Below are 15,800 nucleotides of genomic sequence, written 5' to 3'. Positions count from 1 at the left end.
ATGGGACCATGCTCCAATCCTGACCTCCCATGAACGATGAGAACCGTTGTGATCACAGGTTCCAACCGGGGGATTGGAGCTGCGGTGGCTCGCAGGCTGATCGATCAGGGGCATCAGCTCTGCCTGGCAGTGCGGAATCCCGAGGCCTTGCTGGGAACTGATCTGGATCCAGCGCAAGCTCCAGCCAGCCTCATGTCATGCCCCTATGACGCTCGCGTTCCTGAGAATGCTCAACGGGTCGTCGAGGCAACCCTGAACCGGTTTGGATGCCTGGACACGCTCATCCACTGCGCCGGAATCCTGCGTCGCACGCCCCTGCTGTTCAGTGAGGAGCAACGGTCTGAACCGGATGAACTCTGGAAGGTGAACGTGATGGGTCCCTGGTGGTTGACCCGAGCTGCCTGGCCAGCCCTCGTTGACTCCGGACGGGGTCGGATTCAGGTGCTGGTTTCGATGAGCGGCAAGAGGTCCAAAGGTTCGCTTGCTGGATATACCGCTTCCAAATTCGCATTGATGGGCCTTTGCCAGACCATGCGCAACGAGGGGTGGGAGAACGGCATTCGCGTGACCGCCGTCTGTCCCGGTTGGGTGAATACCCGGATGGCGGCAGGGGTCAAGACGATGCCTCCTGAGCAGATGACCCAGCCCGAGGATCTGGCCAGCCTCTGCGCACATCTGCTGACGCTCCCATCGGCGGCAGTCCCCTTTGAGTGCGCTGTTAATGCATCGCTTGAGCGCTGATCAATCCAGAGGGATCTCTCCTCGGGCACAAACGTCGTTCCAACAGAGCGTTCGTTCCGCGATCCAACGGGCCTGAACGCCTGTCCAGTCGCCATTGTCATTCAGCTGCATCTTCATGCGACCGCTGCCGTCATGGTGAAAGCGCACAGTCTTGTTTTCGAACTCCAGCTGCCAGCTCCTTCCCGGTTGATCGCTTTCGTACCGACAGTTCTGCCACTCCTGATGCTGTTGCCTGCATTCAATAGGCACGCTGACGGCTGGTCTCGCAGGTGCTGCCATGCCAAGTCCCGCCGCAACCAGCAGGCTGGTTTGGCTCAGTGAGCGGATAAGGGGAGCCAGTGGATGGGGCACGGACTGGCCGTTGCGGCAAGGGTCTTTCTTCAACCTGCATTTCGTGGAAAGAAAGCGGTCCCCTGGCCTGTCAATATTTAACAATTGCCGCTCGGAGCCCGTGCCGCGTTACCAAGCCCGCGTTCTGGTGCACCTGCGCCCATCGGTTCTCGACCCAGCCGGTGAAGCTGCCAGGGCTGCCGCGTCCCGCCTCGGTGTGGATGGTGTGGAGCGACTGCGCATCGGCAAGGCCGTGGAGCTGGAGTTGGAGGCGTCTGATGAGGCGGAAGCACGTCGCAACCTGGAGCTGCTCAGTGATCGGCTGCTGGCCAATCCCGTTATCGAGAACTGGACTCTTGAGCTGACCCAGCCATGACCATCGGGGTTGTCGTTTTTCCAGGATCGAACTGCGACCGTGATGTTCGCTGGGCCACCGAGGGCTGCCTGGGGATGCCCACGCGTTACCTCTGGCATGAGGAACGGGACCTGAGTGGCCTTGATGCGGTGGTTCTTCCCGGTGGCTTCAGTTATGGGGACTATCTGCGCTGCGGCGCGATTGCCCGGTTTGCTCCGGTGCTTGAATCTCTGCTCGGTTTCGCCTCATCCGGTGGACGGGTGCTTGGCATCTGCAATGGTTTCCAGGTTTTGACAGAACTGGGACTGCTGCCTGGAGCGCTCACCCGTAACCGTGATCTTCACTTCATCTGTGAAGACACCGCTCTTTCTGTCGTGAGTGATCGCTCTCCATGGCTGTCCTCACGTGGCCGTGGCAGTCAGTTTTGCTTGCCGATTGCCCACGGCGAAGGGCGTTACCAATGCAGCGATGACACGCTCAAGCAGCTTCAAGATGACGATGCCATCGCTCTCCAGTACTGCGAGAATCCCAATGGCTCGGTAGGCGATATCGCCGGTATCACCAATGTATCCGGTTCGGTGCTCGGACTGATGCCTCATCCTGAGCGCGCCTGTGATCAGCAGACGGGAGGAACGGCAGGTCGAGCCATCCTGGAAGCGCTGCTCTCCTGACCCATGCGTCGTCGTTCTCTGCTGGCGCTGGCTCTCTCCGCCGGCTCAGGAGTTGCTGTGTCTTTTGCTGGCGGCCATCTCAAAGCCGCTTCCAGTTTGCGTCAACCTCGGCCAGTGCCTCCACTTCGCCGAGGTTCCCGGCTGAGAGCCATCAATCCAGGCACCTGGATGGATCCTGAGACAGATTTCACGCTATTGCTGCAGCGATGTGCCGCCCAAGGCTGGGCTCTCGAAATTCCAGAAAGCGTTAGAGGCCAGTGGCAATGGTTTTCTGCCACTGATGCGCAACGACGTGCGTCGATCGAAGAGGCCTGGAACGATCCCACTCTCGATGGTGTTGTTTATGTGGGAGGTGGCTGGGGTGCTGCGCGGGTGCTTGAGTCTGGTTTGCGCTTTCCCGAGCGACCTTTCTGGTCTTTGGGTTTCTCTGACAGCAGTGCCCTGCTGCTCGCCCAGTGGCAGGCCGGTCTGCTGGGAGCCATCCATGGCTCAGCCTGGGGCGTTGAGAAACAGTGGCAGCGCACGGTTGATCTGCTGAGCGGACGACCGACACAACCCCTCCAAGGACGAGGATTGCGCGGTGGCATGGCACGGGGGCGACTGGTGGTGACCAACCTCACGGTCGCCACCCATTTGATTGGTACCCGCTGGTTTCCCTCGCTCAAGGGAGCGATTCTGGTGCTGGAGGATGTGGGCGAGGCGCCCTATCGAGTGGATCGCATGCTCACCCAATGGCGCAGCGCAGGACTGTTCAAAGGTTTGGCTGGAATGGCATGTGGTCGCTTTAGTTGGAAGGAAGACGACGTTCTCCCTGGAGATTTCTCCATGGCGGAAATCCTTGAGGAACGCCTGAGTGATCTCGGCGTGCCTCTGGTGATGGATCTTCCTCTTGGCCATGGTTTACCGAACCTGGCACTTCCTCTGGGACGCGAAGCACTGCTGAACGCACAATCAGGACAACTCACACTGCAGGCCTGAAGGGTTTCTTTCAGAGGCTGTCGCCTACATCAATCTGTCTGCTTTTGCGTCCTGATCTTTTTCTCAGCAGCAAGTCCATTGGAATAATTCCAATACTCAGATAGGGAGTCAGCTGAGGTGAAAATTCAGCAGCAAGACCAATCAATAGAAAAGCTGCAACGAAGCCTGCACCACGATATTTTTTGAGTCCAGAGTTTTCTCTCCGCTCCAGGAGTACTGACTGCTCTAACAGCTCCGGCTTTTGCCATGCATGGATTGCCTCAAGCCATCCAATGCCGCTGATCAGGGCGAGTGTCCACCAGTAAAAAAGACCAATTCCCTGTGATTCAGTCAGCTGGCCATCATTCAAGGAACCGTAAAGTGCTGTAGGCCAGGGTAGAAAGACAATCAATGCCATCCAAATTGAATTCAACCAGAAAATCGTCCCATCAAAAGCCCTCATCGAATTGAAGACCTGATTGTGCTTAAGCCAGAGTACGGAAAGGATTAAAAGGCTAAGCCAAAAAGCAAAAATTTGAGATGAGTTATCGCTGATTAGTTTCCACATTGACTCTCCATCAGTCGCTTTAATGTCAACAAGTGGAAGCAGTTGAAGGGTAATGGCGATTGCAACAACAGCATCCGTGAAATTGATTAATCGATCGAATGATCGCCGCTCGGAAGGCGAGATTGGATTTTGAACGCCGTCCATTCGAAAGTGACCACTGGATTTCCATGGTAGAGCTCGCCTCATGATGAGCTCTGCGCCTTATTGGATATGGATTGCTCTTTTGTTGATTCGGATATTGTGAGTATGCTTTTTTAAGCTTCTGCTCCTTTTCTTGAAAGGGGCATTTGATGGTTATTGAGTGGATGAAATGTGTCGGATTGCTTGTCTTCTTGAATCCTTTTTTATGCTGATTAATGATGATTGAGCAAGTCAAGGCCTGTTTGAGGCTTTGAAATGATCGTTGAAAGTCCAAAAAAAAGGGCCTGATGGCCCCTTTGCGATGCAAATTGTGCAATCAAGTTGATCAGACAGCAACAGCAGCTTTGGGATCCAGTGCACCCTTGGCGTAGAGGCCGGCGTAGTAGGTGATGCTCTGCTGTTGAATTTTGCTGGCATTGCCTGCTGCCCAGAACTGCTGATAGCGGTCAAGGCAGACCTGCTTCATGTATTTGCGAGCAGGCTTGTTGAAATGGCGGGGGTCAAAATTAGCTGGATCAGCGATCGCAGCCTCACGCACTGCGGCTGTGAAAGCAAGGCGATTGTCAGTATCGATGTTCACTTTGCGAACACCGTTGCGAATCCCTTCCTGGATTTCCTCGACAGGCACTCCATAGGTTTCAGGGATTGAACCGCCATGCTTGTTAATCATCTCCAGCCACTCCTGGGGCACTGAGGAGGATCCGTGCATCACCAGGTGAGTGTTAGGAATGGCCTTGTGAATCTCAGCGATTCGGCTGATGGCCAGCACTTCACCGGTGGGTTTGCGGGTGAATTTGTAAGCGCCATGGCTGGTGCCGATCGCGATGGCCAGAGCGTCACACTTGGTTTTTGCCACGAAATCTGCGGCTTCTGCTGGATCGGTAAGAAGCATGTCTTTGGAGAGTTCACCCTCGAAGCCATGGCCATCTTCGGCTTCGCCTTTTCCGGTCTCCAGTGAACCCAGGCATCCCAGTTCACCTTCGACACTCACGCCAACGGAGTGGGCAAAATCAACAACTTGCTTGGTCACTGCAACGTTGTAGTCGTAACTGGCGGGTGTTTTGGCGTCAGCTTCCAGTGATCCATCCATCATCACGGAAGTGAATCCATTGATGGCCGCCGAATAGCAGGTATCAGGGGCATTTCCATGGTCCTGATGCATCACCACTGGAATGTGGGGATAGGTTTCAGTTGCGGCCAGGATCAGGTGGCGTAGAAAAATCTCACCCGCATAGCTGCGTGCGCCACGGGAAGCCTGCAGGATGACCGGGCTGTCGGTCTCGTCGGCCGCTTCCATGATTGCCTGCACCTGCTCAAGGTTGTTGACGTTGAATGCAGGGATGCCGTAGCCGTTTTCGGCAGCGTGGTCGAGCAGAAGCCGAAGCGGAACGAGCGCCATAGAAAAAGTCCAAAAAAAAGCCCTAGCGGACTAAAAGGTCCGTAGGGGCGAGACTTTACCTGAGTGGCGTTCAATTTGTCACGCAGGCCTGTCGCGGAAGTGGCGACAGGCTGTGCGTGATGATGAATCAATAGGTGTAGCCGGCTACGAACAGTTGCTCATCGGAGGAGGGCTGGGAGCCGGGCACATAACGGCCGAGTGAGGCCTCAGAGTTGGCTTGTGCACGTGCAAGCAGTGCTTTCTGGCCAGCTTCGAGATTGGTGCCTGCCCATCCCTTCAGGCAGGAGTGCTGCAGTGCTCTTCCGTAGGAGAAGCCCAGATTCCACTTCGCCTTGCGCTCAATGGTGTTCATGTTGTTCAGGTAGACCGATGCCGCTTCTTCGCTCAGGCCACCAGAGAGGAAGACGATGCCGGGAACGCTTGCGGGGACGCTGCGTTCCAGAGTGCGCACAGTCATCGCAGCGACTTTGGCTGGATCAGCCTTGTCGGAGCAATCGGCACCCTGCACGGTCATCGAAGGCTTCAGCAGCGTTCCTTCGAGTAGAACACCGTTGGCCTGACAGGCGTGATAAACCTCCTGGATCACGTGCTCCTGAATTCGGGCCGTGGTTTCGATGGTGTGATCACCATCCATCAGGATTTCTGGCTCCACAATCGGAACAAGGCCGGATTCCTGGACTGAGCGGGCGTAGCGAGCCAGGCCCCAGGCATTCTCCCGAACAGACAATGGTGAGGGGCAGCCGTCTGAAGTGATCTGCAAAACGGCGCGCCATTTGGCGAAACGCGCACCTTGGGCGTAATAGTCGGCGGCACGTTCGACCAGTCCGTCCAGACCAGTGCAAAGGGTTTCGACCGAGCCAGCGCCTGCCAGCGGACGCAGGCCCTTGTCGACCTTGATGCCGGGAATAATGCCCAGCTTTCCAAGCTTGCTCACCATCGACTCGCCGTCGGCATGGTTCTGGAAGAGGGTCTCTTCGTAGAGAATGGCGCCGCTGATGAAGTCTCCGAGGCCGGCGGTGGTGAAGAGCATTCCGCGGTAAGCCTGGCGATTGGCTTCGGTGTTCTCAACTCCGATGGAGCCCAGGCGCTTGCCAATGGTCTTGGTGGATTCATCCACAGCGAGAATTCCCTTGCCAGGTGAGGCGAGGGATTGCGCGGTTGCAATCAGTTCGGAGGAATAATCAGACAGTGCCATTTGATTCTTCGGAATTGAGAGAGTCTCGGGGTCCAGAAGGACACCAAGGACACTCTGTTTACACCTTTGGGTGAGATTTGCTACGTAGTTATTGCAACATTTGATTTTTGCTCCAATGTTGGCTTGCCGCTTGCTAGCGGTTGGGCTATGGGATTTGATCCACTGACGACTTGCGGCTCCAGCTGATTTCCTGCTCGCGGTTCGCGCGCCTCGGACAAGCTGGTTTTTCACTGCCCTGAGGCGAAAAAAAAGCCGGCTCCTTGAGGAGCCGGCTTTTTGCTGTTCGAAGCTTCTATCTGGATCAAGCCAAATCAAAGTTGAGAGAGAGGCTCCCACTGATTGGGAAGGATCTTGGCGACCAACTCGAATTTGTCATCTCCGAGGGGCTTCACAACGTAGGCAACACCCATGGGTGCTGGATAAATACCATTGGTCGGAACGACCGGCATGGTCACTCCCTGGAAAGGATCGTCATGCCCAACGAGGACAGTGTTTTTCCCGGTCTCAGGCAGCGCGGACATCAAAGGAGCGACACGCGCGGCGTATTCCTTGTAATCGTCCGGAGTGCACTCAACACAGGGCAGGAAATTCAGGTTTGAATTCTTGGTGTATCTGCCGAAAGCGAGATCAGCGGTGTTGTAGGCACGGCAGTAGTCGCTTGAGATGACATCTCCGATAGGAATGTTTGCGGCCTTGATGCCTTCACCGATGACTTTGGCATCAGCCTTGCCTTCGGTACTCAGGCGCCGCTGAGTGTTGCAATCGGAAAGATTCAGTGCGGGGCTGACCTGATCACCCCAATCCTTAACGGTTTTCGTGTGCCGGAGGTAGATGACATGGCCACCATCCCTCAGAGCGCTGACAAGGTCAGTGTCGTCGAGTTTGTTGACGAAATCTTTGTTGTTCTGTTCTCCCGAAAGGGTGGTGTCGTTCTGCTCATAGGCTTCGACCTCACTTCTATCGGCTGAGAGTTTTTCCTTGTCCTTGGATGAGTCGTCACTGACCGATCCAGATGAGCATGCCGCCATTAAAAGCAGCGCTGCAAAACAGGTTGTTTTTTTGAGCATTGATCAAAAAATTCATTTTCATTAAAGCGATTTAAAAAATGCCTAGCTTTTTTAAAGACACGCCAAGCAGTTGCCGTTGATACGAAGTTGGCCACGCGTTATGTGCTTCCGCAATCAGCGTGACGACAAAGTCCTGTCACAGGCTTGCTGACTCGCCAGGCCCTCAGCGAGGCCGGGCACCATCGGATGGCCGCTGTGGATGCTTTCCGCCCACCAGCGCTGCAGACGAGCGACAGGGGCCACGCGTCCATCACTCCATGTTGTGCCGAAGCGCAGATCCTCATCCGGCTGGACGTGGCGAGGAGCTTCTCCATCTCTCTGCAGGGTGAGGGAAAAACCATGCACGTAATCCTTCTGGTTTTCACTTCCGAGAACCAGACTGCCTTCGGATCCGTAGATCTCAATCCAGCAGCCACGACCATTGCGTGCAACCGAAGACAATGCCATTTGTGCGGCTACAGCGCCTCCCTGATGAGTCGCTAATTCGACATTGATCAGGGCAATGTCGTCAGCGTCGACGGCTCGCATGCTGCCTCCGGAATCTGGTCGCCGTTCAATGGCGGTGCGTGTCATGGCCTGTGGTTCTCCCACAGAACCGATCAACCAGGCCAAAGTGTCAAAGGCATGGGTCCCCAGAGCTCCGAGAACGCCTCCTCCCTGCTGTGCCTGCGAGTACCAGTTCCAGGCTCGTTGCGGATTGGCTCTGCTGCTCATCAACCAGTCCAGTTTCACCAGCCAGGGAGTTCCCACGGCTCCCTGCTGGAGGAGGCGTGCTGCCTGTTGAAACAACGGTACTGCTCTGTATTCGAAGTCAACGGCAACGCTGAGACCTCTGCCGATGGCTTCGCGCTGCAGATCCGCCACCTCCCCCGCGTTCAGGGCGACCGGTTTCTCAAGCAGCAGATGCTTGCCTGCTTTCAGAGCTCGCTTCGCCAGCTCATAACGCGGGGCCGGTGGTGTGGCAATGATGACTGCATCGACTTGGGAATCCTCGAGGAGTGAGTCCCAGTGGCTGTAGCCAGTCAGCCCGAAGTTGCTGCAGGCCTGATCCAGCCGATCCTGACGAGGATGCCAGAGAGCGACAGGTTCCAGTTCGGAAACGTTCTGCAGAGCGGGCAGATGCACCGCTTCGCCGAATCCGAGACCGGCGATGGCAACACCAATCGGGAGTTGAGGTGTCGGATTGGGAGCCATGGTGAACCGGGCGACGGGTGAAAGGAAGCAGTCAGGTCAGTTCGGAACTGCAGACAGCGTTGATGACTTCGGTGATCAGGTCATCTTTGGACGGTGCTTCCCATTCAGCTCTGAATCGAGGCAGGCCGTTCTTCTGAGTGTCACGGTAAAGCGACTGATCACAATCGATTTCCATCACCACAAGCGTCCCCAGCGCAGGCGACTCATCTTCTGTTTTCAGGCTGTAGCGACTGAGAACAGACACATTGCCCTCCTTCGTTCTGCGGACGCTTCCGGCATCCCACCACTGCTGCCCTTCGCTGGTGGATGGCACTTCACGCCAATCCACAGGACCGGCGATAACAGGCTGGGCCAGCACCACGATCAGCACCGCCAACAGTGCTGATATCAGAGACTGTTTGACTCGTTTAGACAGATTTCCGTTCATGTCTGGACGGCGAGCGCGGGACGACAGCCATGCAGGCTTAGGAGTGTTGCCAAGGTGTTTTTCAGCTGCGTTCGCGGAACGATTGTGTCAACGAAGCCATGGTCTTGAAGGTATTCGGCCGTCTGGAAGTTGTCGGGAAGCTTCTCCCGCAGGGTTTGTTCAATGACTCTTCGACCTGCAAAGCCGATCAGAGCCTTCGGTTCGGCGAGGATCAAATCGCCGAGCATGGCGAAACTCGCTGTTACGCCTCCGGTTGTGGGGTGCGTGAGCAGTGGCATGTAAAGCACACCGGCTTCCCGATGGCGTTCCAGAGCACCGGAAATCTTGGCCATCTGCATCAGGCTCAGCATGCCTTCCTGCATGCGTGCACCTCCTGAGGCACAGACGATCAGCAGCGGCAGGCGCTTGGCTGTGGCCGCCTCAATGAGACGGGTGATTTTCTCCCCCACAACGGAACCCATGGATCCCCCCATGAAGCGGAAATCCATCACGGCGAGGGCCATGGGTATGTCGTCCACCCGGCAGAGCCCCGTAATGACGCCATCACGAAGTCCTGTACTTGCTTGGGTTTCACGCAGACGATCGGCATAGGCACGTCGATCCTTAAACCCCAGTGGGTCGGTGGGAGTCAGGTCATCGTCGAGCGGTTCAAAGCTGCCCTCGTCGGCAATGATCGCGATTCGTTCAGCACTAAAGATGCGGTGGTGATAACTGCAGTTGCCGCAGACGCTTGCATTGGCCAGAAGGTCTTTGCGATAGACCACCTGGGAGCATTCAGGACATTTGCTCCAGAGACCATCCCCCTCCTCCGGTTCCTGCGCGACCTTGACCACGGACTGACCCTTGCGGCGATCAGCGAACCAGTCGAAAAGAGACACGGGGACGTTCCAGACCGGTCTATTTAAAGACGGACCAGGCCAAGAACCATGCCATCGCGGCTTCTTGTCGCGATGAGGAGCGTTTTTCAAGTTGATGCTGATCGACTTTTTCTCCTGAGTTCTGAGCACGGCCAGTCCCAAAATCGAGCGCTAAAGCAGACGATGCTGACGCGTAGCATTTGTTACTCATGCTGCATGATCGAAGCGGTTTTTAATCTTTGCTCTAGGCCTCGCTGGGAATGGCATGTCTATAAAAAATTATCAGCTTTCTTTTCATGGCATCGCATACTTCGGCAATCAATGAACATCTTGCGCTTGAATTTCAAGCTAGTCATACATATCTTGCGATGTCGATTTGGCTGCGCGAAAGAGATTTGATTGGTTTTTCCAGTTATATGCTCAATAAGAGTACCGAGGAGCGAGGTCACGCTTCAAGATTCATTTCCTATCTTGTGGATAGTGAAAGTGAGGTTCAGCTGCCTACCATCAATTCGCCCGAAAGGCAGTGGCAGTCCGTTAAAGCACTTTTTGACAAGGTGTATGAAATGGAGAAAACTGTAACGAAGTCGATCAGTAATATTTACACGTTATGTGAGAAGGAGAATGACAGAGCTGCCACAGCCATGCTCGATTGGTTTGTAGGCGAGCAGTTGCAGGAAGAGGCAGAAGCCCGATTTGTTCTGAAGCGTTTGCGTCTTGCTGATTCCAGTGCTTCTGCATTAATTCTGCTTGACCAGCAGTTCCTCGACGGAACTCTGCTTGCCAATGTCAAAGCAGGAGGAGCCTTTGACATTGCCGGTGCTGGCGGCGGCGGTGCTGCCTGACTGAAAGTGCGATCAGAAGATTCCATTCTTCTTAACTGAATAACTGAGCCCGTTGTCTGTCCAACCCGGTTCAACGGGCTTTTTCATGGTCCAATCAGAGCCAGCCACTGAGTCCACCACCATTGGGGGCCCATTAACCAGACCAGCCAGATCCCAACACCAATGAAAGGACCGAATGGAAAAGGTTCTCTGGGTTTCAGGCGGCCTGTGATCCTGCCAATGATCCCGAACAATGCTCCTGAAATCACAGCGATGCCCATCGCCACGCCCAGTCCAGCCAGTCCCAGCCATGCCCCGGCCATGGCTGCCAGTTTGGCGTCACCCAACCCCAGTGCAGGCTGACCCACCAAGCGTTCGGCCAAAGCGCTGAGTGCTTCCAGCACCAGTAACCCCGCTGCTGACGCCAGCAGATGATTGAACAGAAGGCTTCCCGCCATCTGCTGCTCTGCAAAGGCTGCAACAAGTCCAGTGGCCAGCAGACCTGCAATCACTCCTCCGCGGCAGATCGGTTCCGGCAGCCAGAGGTGATCGATGTCGATCAGCACCAGCGGCATCAACAGGCTGATCAGCACGACTCCGCCCACCAGCGTGACCAGGGTCGTTATGGGGTCTGTTGACAACGTGCTAGAGCTGAAGCCGATGGCCCACGTCGCACTCAGCCACAAGCCTGCTGTGAGCGCCTCAACCAGGGGGTAACGCGCTGAAATGGGTTGATTGCAGCTGCGGCAGCGTCCTCGCAGAGCCAGCCAGCCAAGCACGGGGATGTTGTCGTGCCATTGCACGGAATGGCCGCAGTGAGGGCAGCGACTGCCGGGCCACACAACGGACTCTTCTCTCGGAAGCCGCCAGACGACTACGTTGATGAAGCTGCCAACACAGGCTCCTGTCAGCAGCACGATCAACAGGAGTGGGTTCAAGACCCCTGCCCTCTGAGCCGTTCTTTTGGATTGCGTGGTCGCCTGAGCCTGCGACTGATCAGTTCTGCACTGATGAATTGTTCGTCGGGCAACAGCGTTGGGGCATTGAGAACCACACGTCCCTCGGTGAGATGGATATTCACCACCACTCCGCAGGGTTCGAGTGAATGGGTTGATTCGCTCAGATGCTGGAAATAAATGCTTCGTGCCAAAGCGATCAGACGTCTGCTGTCCACTCGGTCCCAGCGTGGAGTGAGGCTGGCGTTTCCGCCGGCTCCCGCGATCACGAAGGATGGAGGAGAAACAGAAATAGGCCCACCTGAACCATCAGATGAGCCCACGATAGGACTGATTGGAGCTACTGCTGAGAAGAAATCAGTTCAGTTTTTTCTTCTCTTCAATCATGCGATGAATGATTGGAGTGAGGATCAGTTCCATGGCGAATCCCATTTTGCCTCCGTTCACCACAATGCTGGTGGGACTTGACATGAAGGAGTCGTGGATCATGTTCAGAAGATCGTTGAAGTCAATACCCCATTTCTCTCGAGCACCCTTGCGGAAGTGAATGATCACAAAGCTTTCGTCCGGGCTGGGAATGTTCCTGCAGATGAAGGGGTTGGATGTATCGACTGTGGGGACTCGCTGGAAATTGATATCGGTACGGCTGAACTGGGGACAGATGTGATTGATGTAGTCAGGCATCCTGCGGAGGATGGTGTCCACAATTGCTTCAGCTGAATAGCCACGCTCGGCATTGTCACGGTGGATCTTCTGAATCCATTCGAGATTGGTGATCGGCACCACACCGACCAGGAGATCAGCAAGTGATGCCACGTCGTAGGCATCACCTTTCACGCCACCGTGAAGACCTTCGTAAAACAGCAGGTCAGTGCCCGTGGGAATGTCTTCCCAGGGTGTGAACTGCCCCGGGTTCAGATCGACTCCCAGACGTGAATTGTGTTCAGCGGCTTCTTCAGGACTGTGCAGGTAATAACGCTTCTGCCCCCCTCCTGTTTCGCCGTAGACGCGGAACAGTTCCTCAAGCTTGTCGAACAGGTTGGCTTCAGGGCCGAAGTGGGAGAAGTTCTCACCCTTGGCCAGTGCATCAGCCATGGCATCTTTCATGGCCATGCGCTCGAAGCGGTGATAGCTGTCACCTTCAACGACAGCCGGTGTGATGCTTTCACGGGCGAAGATGTGCTCGAAGGCACGCTTCACGGTGCTGGTGCCGGCACCTGAGGAACCGGTGACAGCCACGACGGGGTGACGCTTCGACATCGACGGAGGCAGATCTGGCCCGAAGAGTTTGGCAGGTCAACGGACCGATTTCGAATTTTGCTTGATCAAATCTGTTCAGAGTGCCTTGAGCAGCTCTTCACCCATCGCCTTGCAACCCAGTGGTGTGCAACCTTCCGCCATCAGATCGCCGGTGCGGAAGCCCTTGGCCAGCACCTGATCCACAGCCTTTTCCAGTGCGTCAGCAGCGCTGGGCTGCTTCAATCCTGTCCTCAGCATCATCGCTGCGGAGAGAACCATGGCCATGGGGTTGGCCTTGTCTTGTCCGGCAATGTCCGGAGCTGATCCATGCACCGGCTCAAAGAGCCCCGGCCCTTCACTTCCGAGAGACGCTGAGGGCAACATGCCGATGGATCCCGTGAGCATGGCGGCCTCATCGCTGAGAATGTCGCCGAAAAGATTGCCTGTGAGTAAGACATCGAACTGACGCGGAGCCCGCACCAGCTGCATGGCGGCGTTGTCCACGTACATGTGACTCACCTCCACCGCGCTGTAGTTGCTGGACAAGGCATTCACTCGGTCTCTCCACAGCTGGCTGACGTCAAGAACGTTGGCCTTGTCGACTGAGCAGAGTTGACCTCTGCGCTCAGCCGCCAGCTCGAACGCCACTCTGGCGATCCGATCCACCTCTGAATTCGAGTAGGTCATGGTGTTGAAGCCCCGTTCCTCTCCGTCTGCTTCGATTCGACCCTTTGGTTGGCCGAAGTAAATGCCGCCCGTGAGTTCACGGACGACCATCAGATCGACTCCTTCAATCACTTCTGGCCGGAGACTGCTGGCATCAATCAAGGCAGGCACAATCTTCACCGGACGGAGATTGGCGAACAGCTCCATGCCTGAACGCAGAGCAAGCAGTCCGCTTTCCGGTCGCTTGTCTCTTGGCAATGCATCGAAACGTGGACTGCCGATCGCGGCCAGCAAGACGGCATCCGCTGCACGGCATATCTCCAGCGTGCTTGCCGGCAAAGGTTCTCCGGTTGCGTCGATGGCGGCTCCACCGATCAGTTGTTCATCGAACGTCAGGCTGAAGTCGAAACGTGCGGCGACGACTTCAAGAAGCTGTCGGGCCACGGCTGTGATTTCCGGACCAATGCCGTCACCGGGCAGAAGAACGACACGATGCTGATCCATGTTGCCGAGCCCGGACAGTGCTGGGGGGAGATTACTGAGCGGTCTCTGATCCTTCAGGCATGGAGGCTGCTGGAGCCACCTGGCGCTGGAGATGACGGAGCTGTTTGGTCATTTCCGGCAGTTTGCTGAAGGCCGCAGAGCAGCGCAGCCAGAGCCTGTTGGGAATGGCTGGATAACCACTCACCACTTCCCCTGAGGCGATCTCGCCATGGATGCCGCTTTTGGAGCTCGCGATGGCTCTGTCGCCGATCACGGCACGATTGGCGACGCCGACCTGTCCGGCAAGTATCACCCCATGACCGAGACGCGCTCCGCCGGCGATACCCACCTGTGAGGCCAGGGCGCAGCCCCGTCCCGTCACCACGCCGTGGCCGATCTGGACCAGGTTGTCGACTTTGCTGCCGGCTCCAATTCGCGTTTCACCGACGGAAGGACGATCAATCGTGCTCCCGCAGCCGATCTCGACTCCATCTTCGAGAACCACCAATCCGGTCTGGGGCATCTTGCGCCAACCCTTGGCCGTTGGAACAAAGCCAAACCCCTCGGATCCCACCACTGCATTGGAATGCACAACGCAACCCTTGCCAATGCGGCATCCGGGGTGGAGAACGGCATTAGCGTGCAATTCGCAGCCTTCCCCGATCTCCACGTTGCCGTAGATCACCACGCCTGGATGGATCACGGTTTGAGCTCCGATCCGGGTGTCATCGCCAATCGTCACGTTGGCGCAGACGCTGACACCAGCGCCAATCTGCACGCGATCGGAGATCACGGCGCTGGGATGAATGCCGGCGTTCTGAACAGGACGGGGATGCAGTTGTTCCAGTGCCTCAGCGAAAGCAAGTCTTGGATCGCGACAGATGGCCCAGGCCAGTTGTCTTTGCTCGGCAATTGTCTTCAGATCCTCCTGATCAGGGAGAAGTAGTGCACCCACTGCACTGGTTTCCAGGCTGGTGATCAGGGCGTTGCCCTGTTCAAGGAAACTGAGCTGATCGGATTGTGCGAACTCAAGAGAGGCCGCCCCACGCAGGTCCGGATCTTGGCCTGTGGACACCTTCAGAATGCCGGATTCGCCCTGCTCAAGAAAGGCGATCAACTCGCTGAAGCGCATGGAGACGTACCGATTGACTGAACATCGTTTTCACAGCTGACATTCTCAGGTTGGTTCGCAACGCATTCGTTGCTGACAGCCTTGGAGAATCCAGTGAGAGGTTCCGGTTAATTTAGCTGGCAAAGAGGTTGATGATGCACGCTCAACTGTTGCGAAATCAGGACTTTTTGAGAGCGTAAGTTGGCGGTTCTGGCTGACTGCGTTTGCCGAACGCCTCGAGCCGATGATGGTTCATGAAAGAATTTGACGACATTTGACTCTTCCTGATTGTGTCAATGTCTCCAAGGAAATGCTTCAGCATTTTTGCGTTTTGAATTTTTGAGATTAAGTCCATGAGTGCTGAGCTTTTTGGCCTGAATTTTTGGAGTCATTGTTTTGATAAACTGATTTCAATGTTTGTTTTTGCGGCGTCTCTTTCGTGTTTGCGTGTTGCCTTTTTCCGATTTTGCTTTGTCTGGAACAGGGTTGGGTGGTCTGTTGGCTATGATGTGCCATCTCATTAATCAGTTATGTCGAAGTGGGTTCTGATTCTTGGCGGTTTATATTCGTTCCTTCTTCTTTATATCTATGTGATTTTGCCTGCTATTAAGTAGTTCTT

General features: G+C 55.7%; 18 protein-coding genes. 5 read left to right on the top strand and 13 right to left on the bottom strand.

All coding sequences use genetic code 11. The features are described 5' to 3' along the window. The first annotated feature begins 36 nt into the window (after window positions 1–36). Window positions 37–741 (top strand): SDR family NAD(P)-dependent oxidoreductase, encoded by a 705-nt coding sequence (locus tag SIB58_RS08000; RefSeq protein WP_066905459.1) that lies wholly within the window; start codon window positions 37–39, stop codon window positions 739–741. Here SIB58_RS08000 and SIB58_RS07995 read toward each other — a convergent pair whose 3' ends face one another. Then, window positions 742–1,125 carry a hypothetical protein gene (locus tag SIB58_RS07995; protein ID WP_231856982.1) on the bottom strand — a complete coding sequence of 128 codons (384 nt, stop codon included), beginning with the start codon at window positions 1,123–1,125 and terminating at the stop codon, window positions 742–744. It lies immediately after the preceding gene. 67 nt (window positions 1,126–1,192) lie between these two features. Here SIB58_RS07995 and purS point away from each other — a divergent pair, with 67 nt between their 5' ends. From purS to SIB58_RS07980, 3 genes are read left to right on the top strand one after another with little or no spacing between them, the layout of a single operon-like run. Further along, a complete protein-coding gene (gene purS, locus SIB58_RS07990) occupies window positions 1,193–1,447 on the top strand; it encodes a phosphoribosylformylglycinamidine synthase subunit PurS (RefSeq protein ID WP_066905461.1) in 255 nt (84 codons plus the stop codon). Continuing rightward, complete coding sequence (gene purQ / locus SIB58_RS07985; RefSeq protein ID WP_067325394.1) at window positions 1,444–2,097, top strand: phosphoribosylformylglycinamidine synthase subunit PurQ; 654 nt, start codon at window positions 1,444–1,446, stop codon at window positions 2,095–2,097. The genes purS and purQ overlap by 4 nt, the downstream gene beginning before the upstream one ends. 3 nt (window positions 2,098–2,100) lie before the next feature. Next, the gene (locus SIB58_RS07980; RefSeq protein ID WP_067325396.1) at window positions 2,101–3,075 is read left to right on the top strand and encodes a S66 peptidase family protein; all 975 of its coding nucleotides are present in this window, start codon (window positions 2,101–2,103) and stop codon (window positions 3,073–3,075) included. Between the two features lie 10 nt (window positions 3,076–3,085). Here SIB58_RS07980 and SIB58_RS07975 read toward each other — a convergent pair whose 3' ends face one another. From SIB58_RS07975 to accD, 7 genes are all read right to left on the bottom strand, one after another. Then, on the bottom strand, window positions 3,086–3,766 hold the full coding sequence (locus SIB58_RS07975; protein WP_066905466.1) for a TMEM175 family protein: 681 nt from the start codon (window positions 3,764–3,766) through the stop codon (window positions 3,086–3,088). Window positions 3,767–4,088: 322 nt separating this feature from the next. Then, window positions 4,089–5,162: a class II fructose-bisphosphate aldolase gene (gene fba / locus SIB58_RS07970; protein ID WP_066905468.1), complete on the bottom strand. Its 1,074-nt coding sequence runs from the start codon at window positions 5,160–5,162 to the stop codon at window positions 4,089–4,091. A gap of 127 nt (window positions 5,163–5,289) precedes the next feature. After that, complete coding sequence (locus SIB58_RS07965; protein ID WP_066905470.1) at window positions 5,290–6,357, bottom strand: class I fructose-bisphosphate aldolase; 1,068 nt, start codon at window positions 6,355–6,357, stop codon at window positions 5,290–5,292. Window positions 6,358–6,668: 311 nt separating this feature from the next. Then, on the bottom strand, window positions 6,669–7,424 hold the full coding sequence (locus SIB58_RS07960; protein ID WP_066905472.1) for a hypothetical protein: 756 nt from the start codon (window positions 7,422–7,424) through the stop codon (window positions 6,669–6,671). Window positions 7,425–7,538: 114 nt separating this feature from the next. Continuing rightward, entirely contained in the window at window positions 7,539–8,618 is a 1,080-nt protein-coding gene (locus SIB58_RS07955) for a Gfo/Idh/MocA family protein (RefSeq protein WP_066905474.1), read from the bottom strand. Between the two features lie 31 nt (window positions 8,619–8,649). Then, on the bottom strand, window positions 8,650–8,994 hold the full coding sequence (locus tag SIB58_RS07950) for a hypothetical protein (protein WP_369813407.1): 345 nt from the start codon (window positions 8,992–8,994) through the stop codon (window positions 8,650–8,652). Between the two features lie 47 nt (window positions 8,995–9,041). Beyond that, a complete protein-coding gene (accD, locus tag SIB58_RS07945; RefSeq protein WP_066905476.1) occupies window positions 9,042–9,923 on the bottom strand; it encodes an acetyl-CoA carboxylase, carboxyltransferase subunit beta in 882 nt (293 codons plus the stop codon). Window positions 9,924–10,198: 275 nt separating this feature from the next. Between accD and SIB58_RS07940 the strand changes: the two genes are divergently transcribed. After that, window positions 10,199–10,747, top strand: a complete 549-nt coding sequence (locus tag SIB58_RS07940) for a ferritin (protein WP_066905479.1) — start codon at window positions 10,199–10,201, stop codon at window positions 10,745–10,747. Between the two features lie 83 nt (window positions 10,748–10,830). On the opposite strand, the gene SIB58_RS07935 is transcribed toward SIB58_RS07940, so the two are convergent. From SIB58_RS07935 to lpxD, 5 genes are all read right to left on the bottom strand, one after another. Next, on the bottom strand, window positions 10,831–11,664 hold the full coding sequence (locus tag SIB58_RS07935) for a prepilin peptidase (protein WP_066905481.1): 834 nt from the start codon (window positions 11,662–11,664) through the stop codon (window positions 10,831–10,833). Then, window positions 11,661–12,005: a hypothetical protein gene (locus SIB58_RS07930; protein ID WP_156486512.1), complete on the bottom strand. Its 345-nt coding sequence runs from the start codon at window positions 12,003–12,005 to the stop codon at window positions 11,661–11,663. The genes SIB58_RS07935 and SIB58_RS07930 overlap by 4 nt, the downstream gene beginning before the upstream one ends. 34 nt (window positions 12,006–12,039) lie before the next feature. Then, complete coding sequence (locus SIB58_RS07925; RefSeq protein ID WP_066905483.1) at window positions 12,040–12,942, bottom strand: phosphoribulokinase; 903 nt, start codon at window positions 12,940–12,942, stop codon at window positions 12,040–12,042. Between the two features lie 75 nt (window positions 12,943–13,017). Next, window positions 13,018–14,091 (bottom strand): 3-isopropylmalate dehydrogenase, encoded by a 1,074-nt coding sequence (leuB, locus tag SIB58_RS07920; RefSeq protein ID WP_066905485.1) that lies wholly within the window; start codon window positions 14,089–14,091, stop codon window positions 13,018–13,020. Window positions 14,092–14,122: 31 nt separating this feature from the next. Then, window positions 14,123–15,202, bottom strand: coding sequence for a UDP-3-O-(3-hydroxymyristoyl)glucosamine N-acyltransferase (gene lpxD, locus SIB58_RS07915; protein WP_066905488.1), 1,080 nt, complete (start codon window positions 15,200–15,202; stop codon window positions 14,123–14,125). Between the last annotated feature and the right edge of the window lie 598 nt (window positions 15,203–15,800).

The sequence above is a fragment of the Synechococcus sp. MIT S9504 genome, assembly GCF_047497135.1.
GTDB lineage: Bacteria > Cyanobacteriota > Cyanobacteriia > PCC-6307 > Cyanobiaceae > Synechococcus_C.
This window is presented reverse-complemented; position numbering and strand designations above follow the sequence as displayed.

Excerpts from the sequence above, each read along its gene's own strand:
- SIB58_RS08000 (WP_066905459.1), top strand. The coding sequence starts at position 37 with ATGAGAACCGTTGTGATCACAGGTTCCAACCGGGGGATTGGAGCTGCG.
- purQ (WP_067325394.1), top strand. The coding sequence starts at position 1,444 with ATGACCATCGGGGTTGTCGTTTTTCCAGGATCGAACTGCGACCGTGAT.
- SIB58_RS07980 (WP_067325396.1), top strand. The coding sequence starts at position 2,101 with ATGCGTCGTCGTTCTCTGCTGGCGCTGGCTCTCTCCGCCGGCTCAGGA.
- SIB58_RS07975 (WP_066905466.1), bottom strand. The coding sequence starts at position 3,766 with ATGGACGGCGTTCAAAATCCAATCTCGCCTTCCGAGCGGCGATCATTC.
- fba (WP_066905468.1), bottom strand. The coding sequence starts at position 5,162 with ATGGCGCTCGTTCCGCTTCGGCTTCTGCTCGACCACGCTGCCGAAAAC.
- SIB58_RS07965 (WP_066905470.1), bottom strand. The coding sequence starts at position 6,357 with ATGGCACTGTCTGATTATTCCTCCGAACTGATTGCAACCGCGCAATCC.
- SIB58_RS07960 (WP_066905472.1), bottom strand. The coding sequence starts at position 7,424 with ATGCTCAAAAAAACAACCTGTTTTGCAGCGCTGCTTTTAATGGCGGCA.
- SIB58_RS07955 (WP_066905474.1), bottom strand. The coding sequence starts at position 8,618 with ATGGCTCCCAATCCGACACCTCAACTCCCGATTGGTGTTGCCATCGCC.
- SIB58_RS07940 (WP_066905479.1), top strand. The coding sequence starts at position 10,199 with ATGGCATCGCATACTTCGGCAATCAATGAACATCTTGCGCTTGAATTT.
- SIB58_RS07925 (WP_066905483.1), bottom strand. The coding sequence starts at position 12,942 with ATGTCGAAGCGTCACCCCGTCGTGGCTGTCACCGGTTCCTCAGGTGCC.
- leuB (WP_066905485.1), bottom strand. The coding sequence starts at position 14,091 with ATGGATCAGCATCGTGTCGTTCTTCTGCCCGGTGACGGCATTGGTCCG.
- lpxD (WP_066905488.1), bottom strand. The coding sequence starts at position 15,202 with ATGCGCTTCAGCGAGTTGATCGCCTTTCTTGAGCAGGGCGAATCCGGC.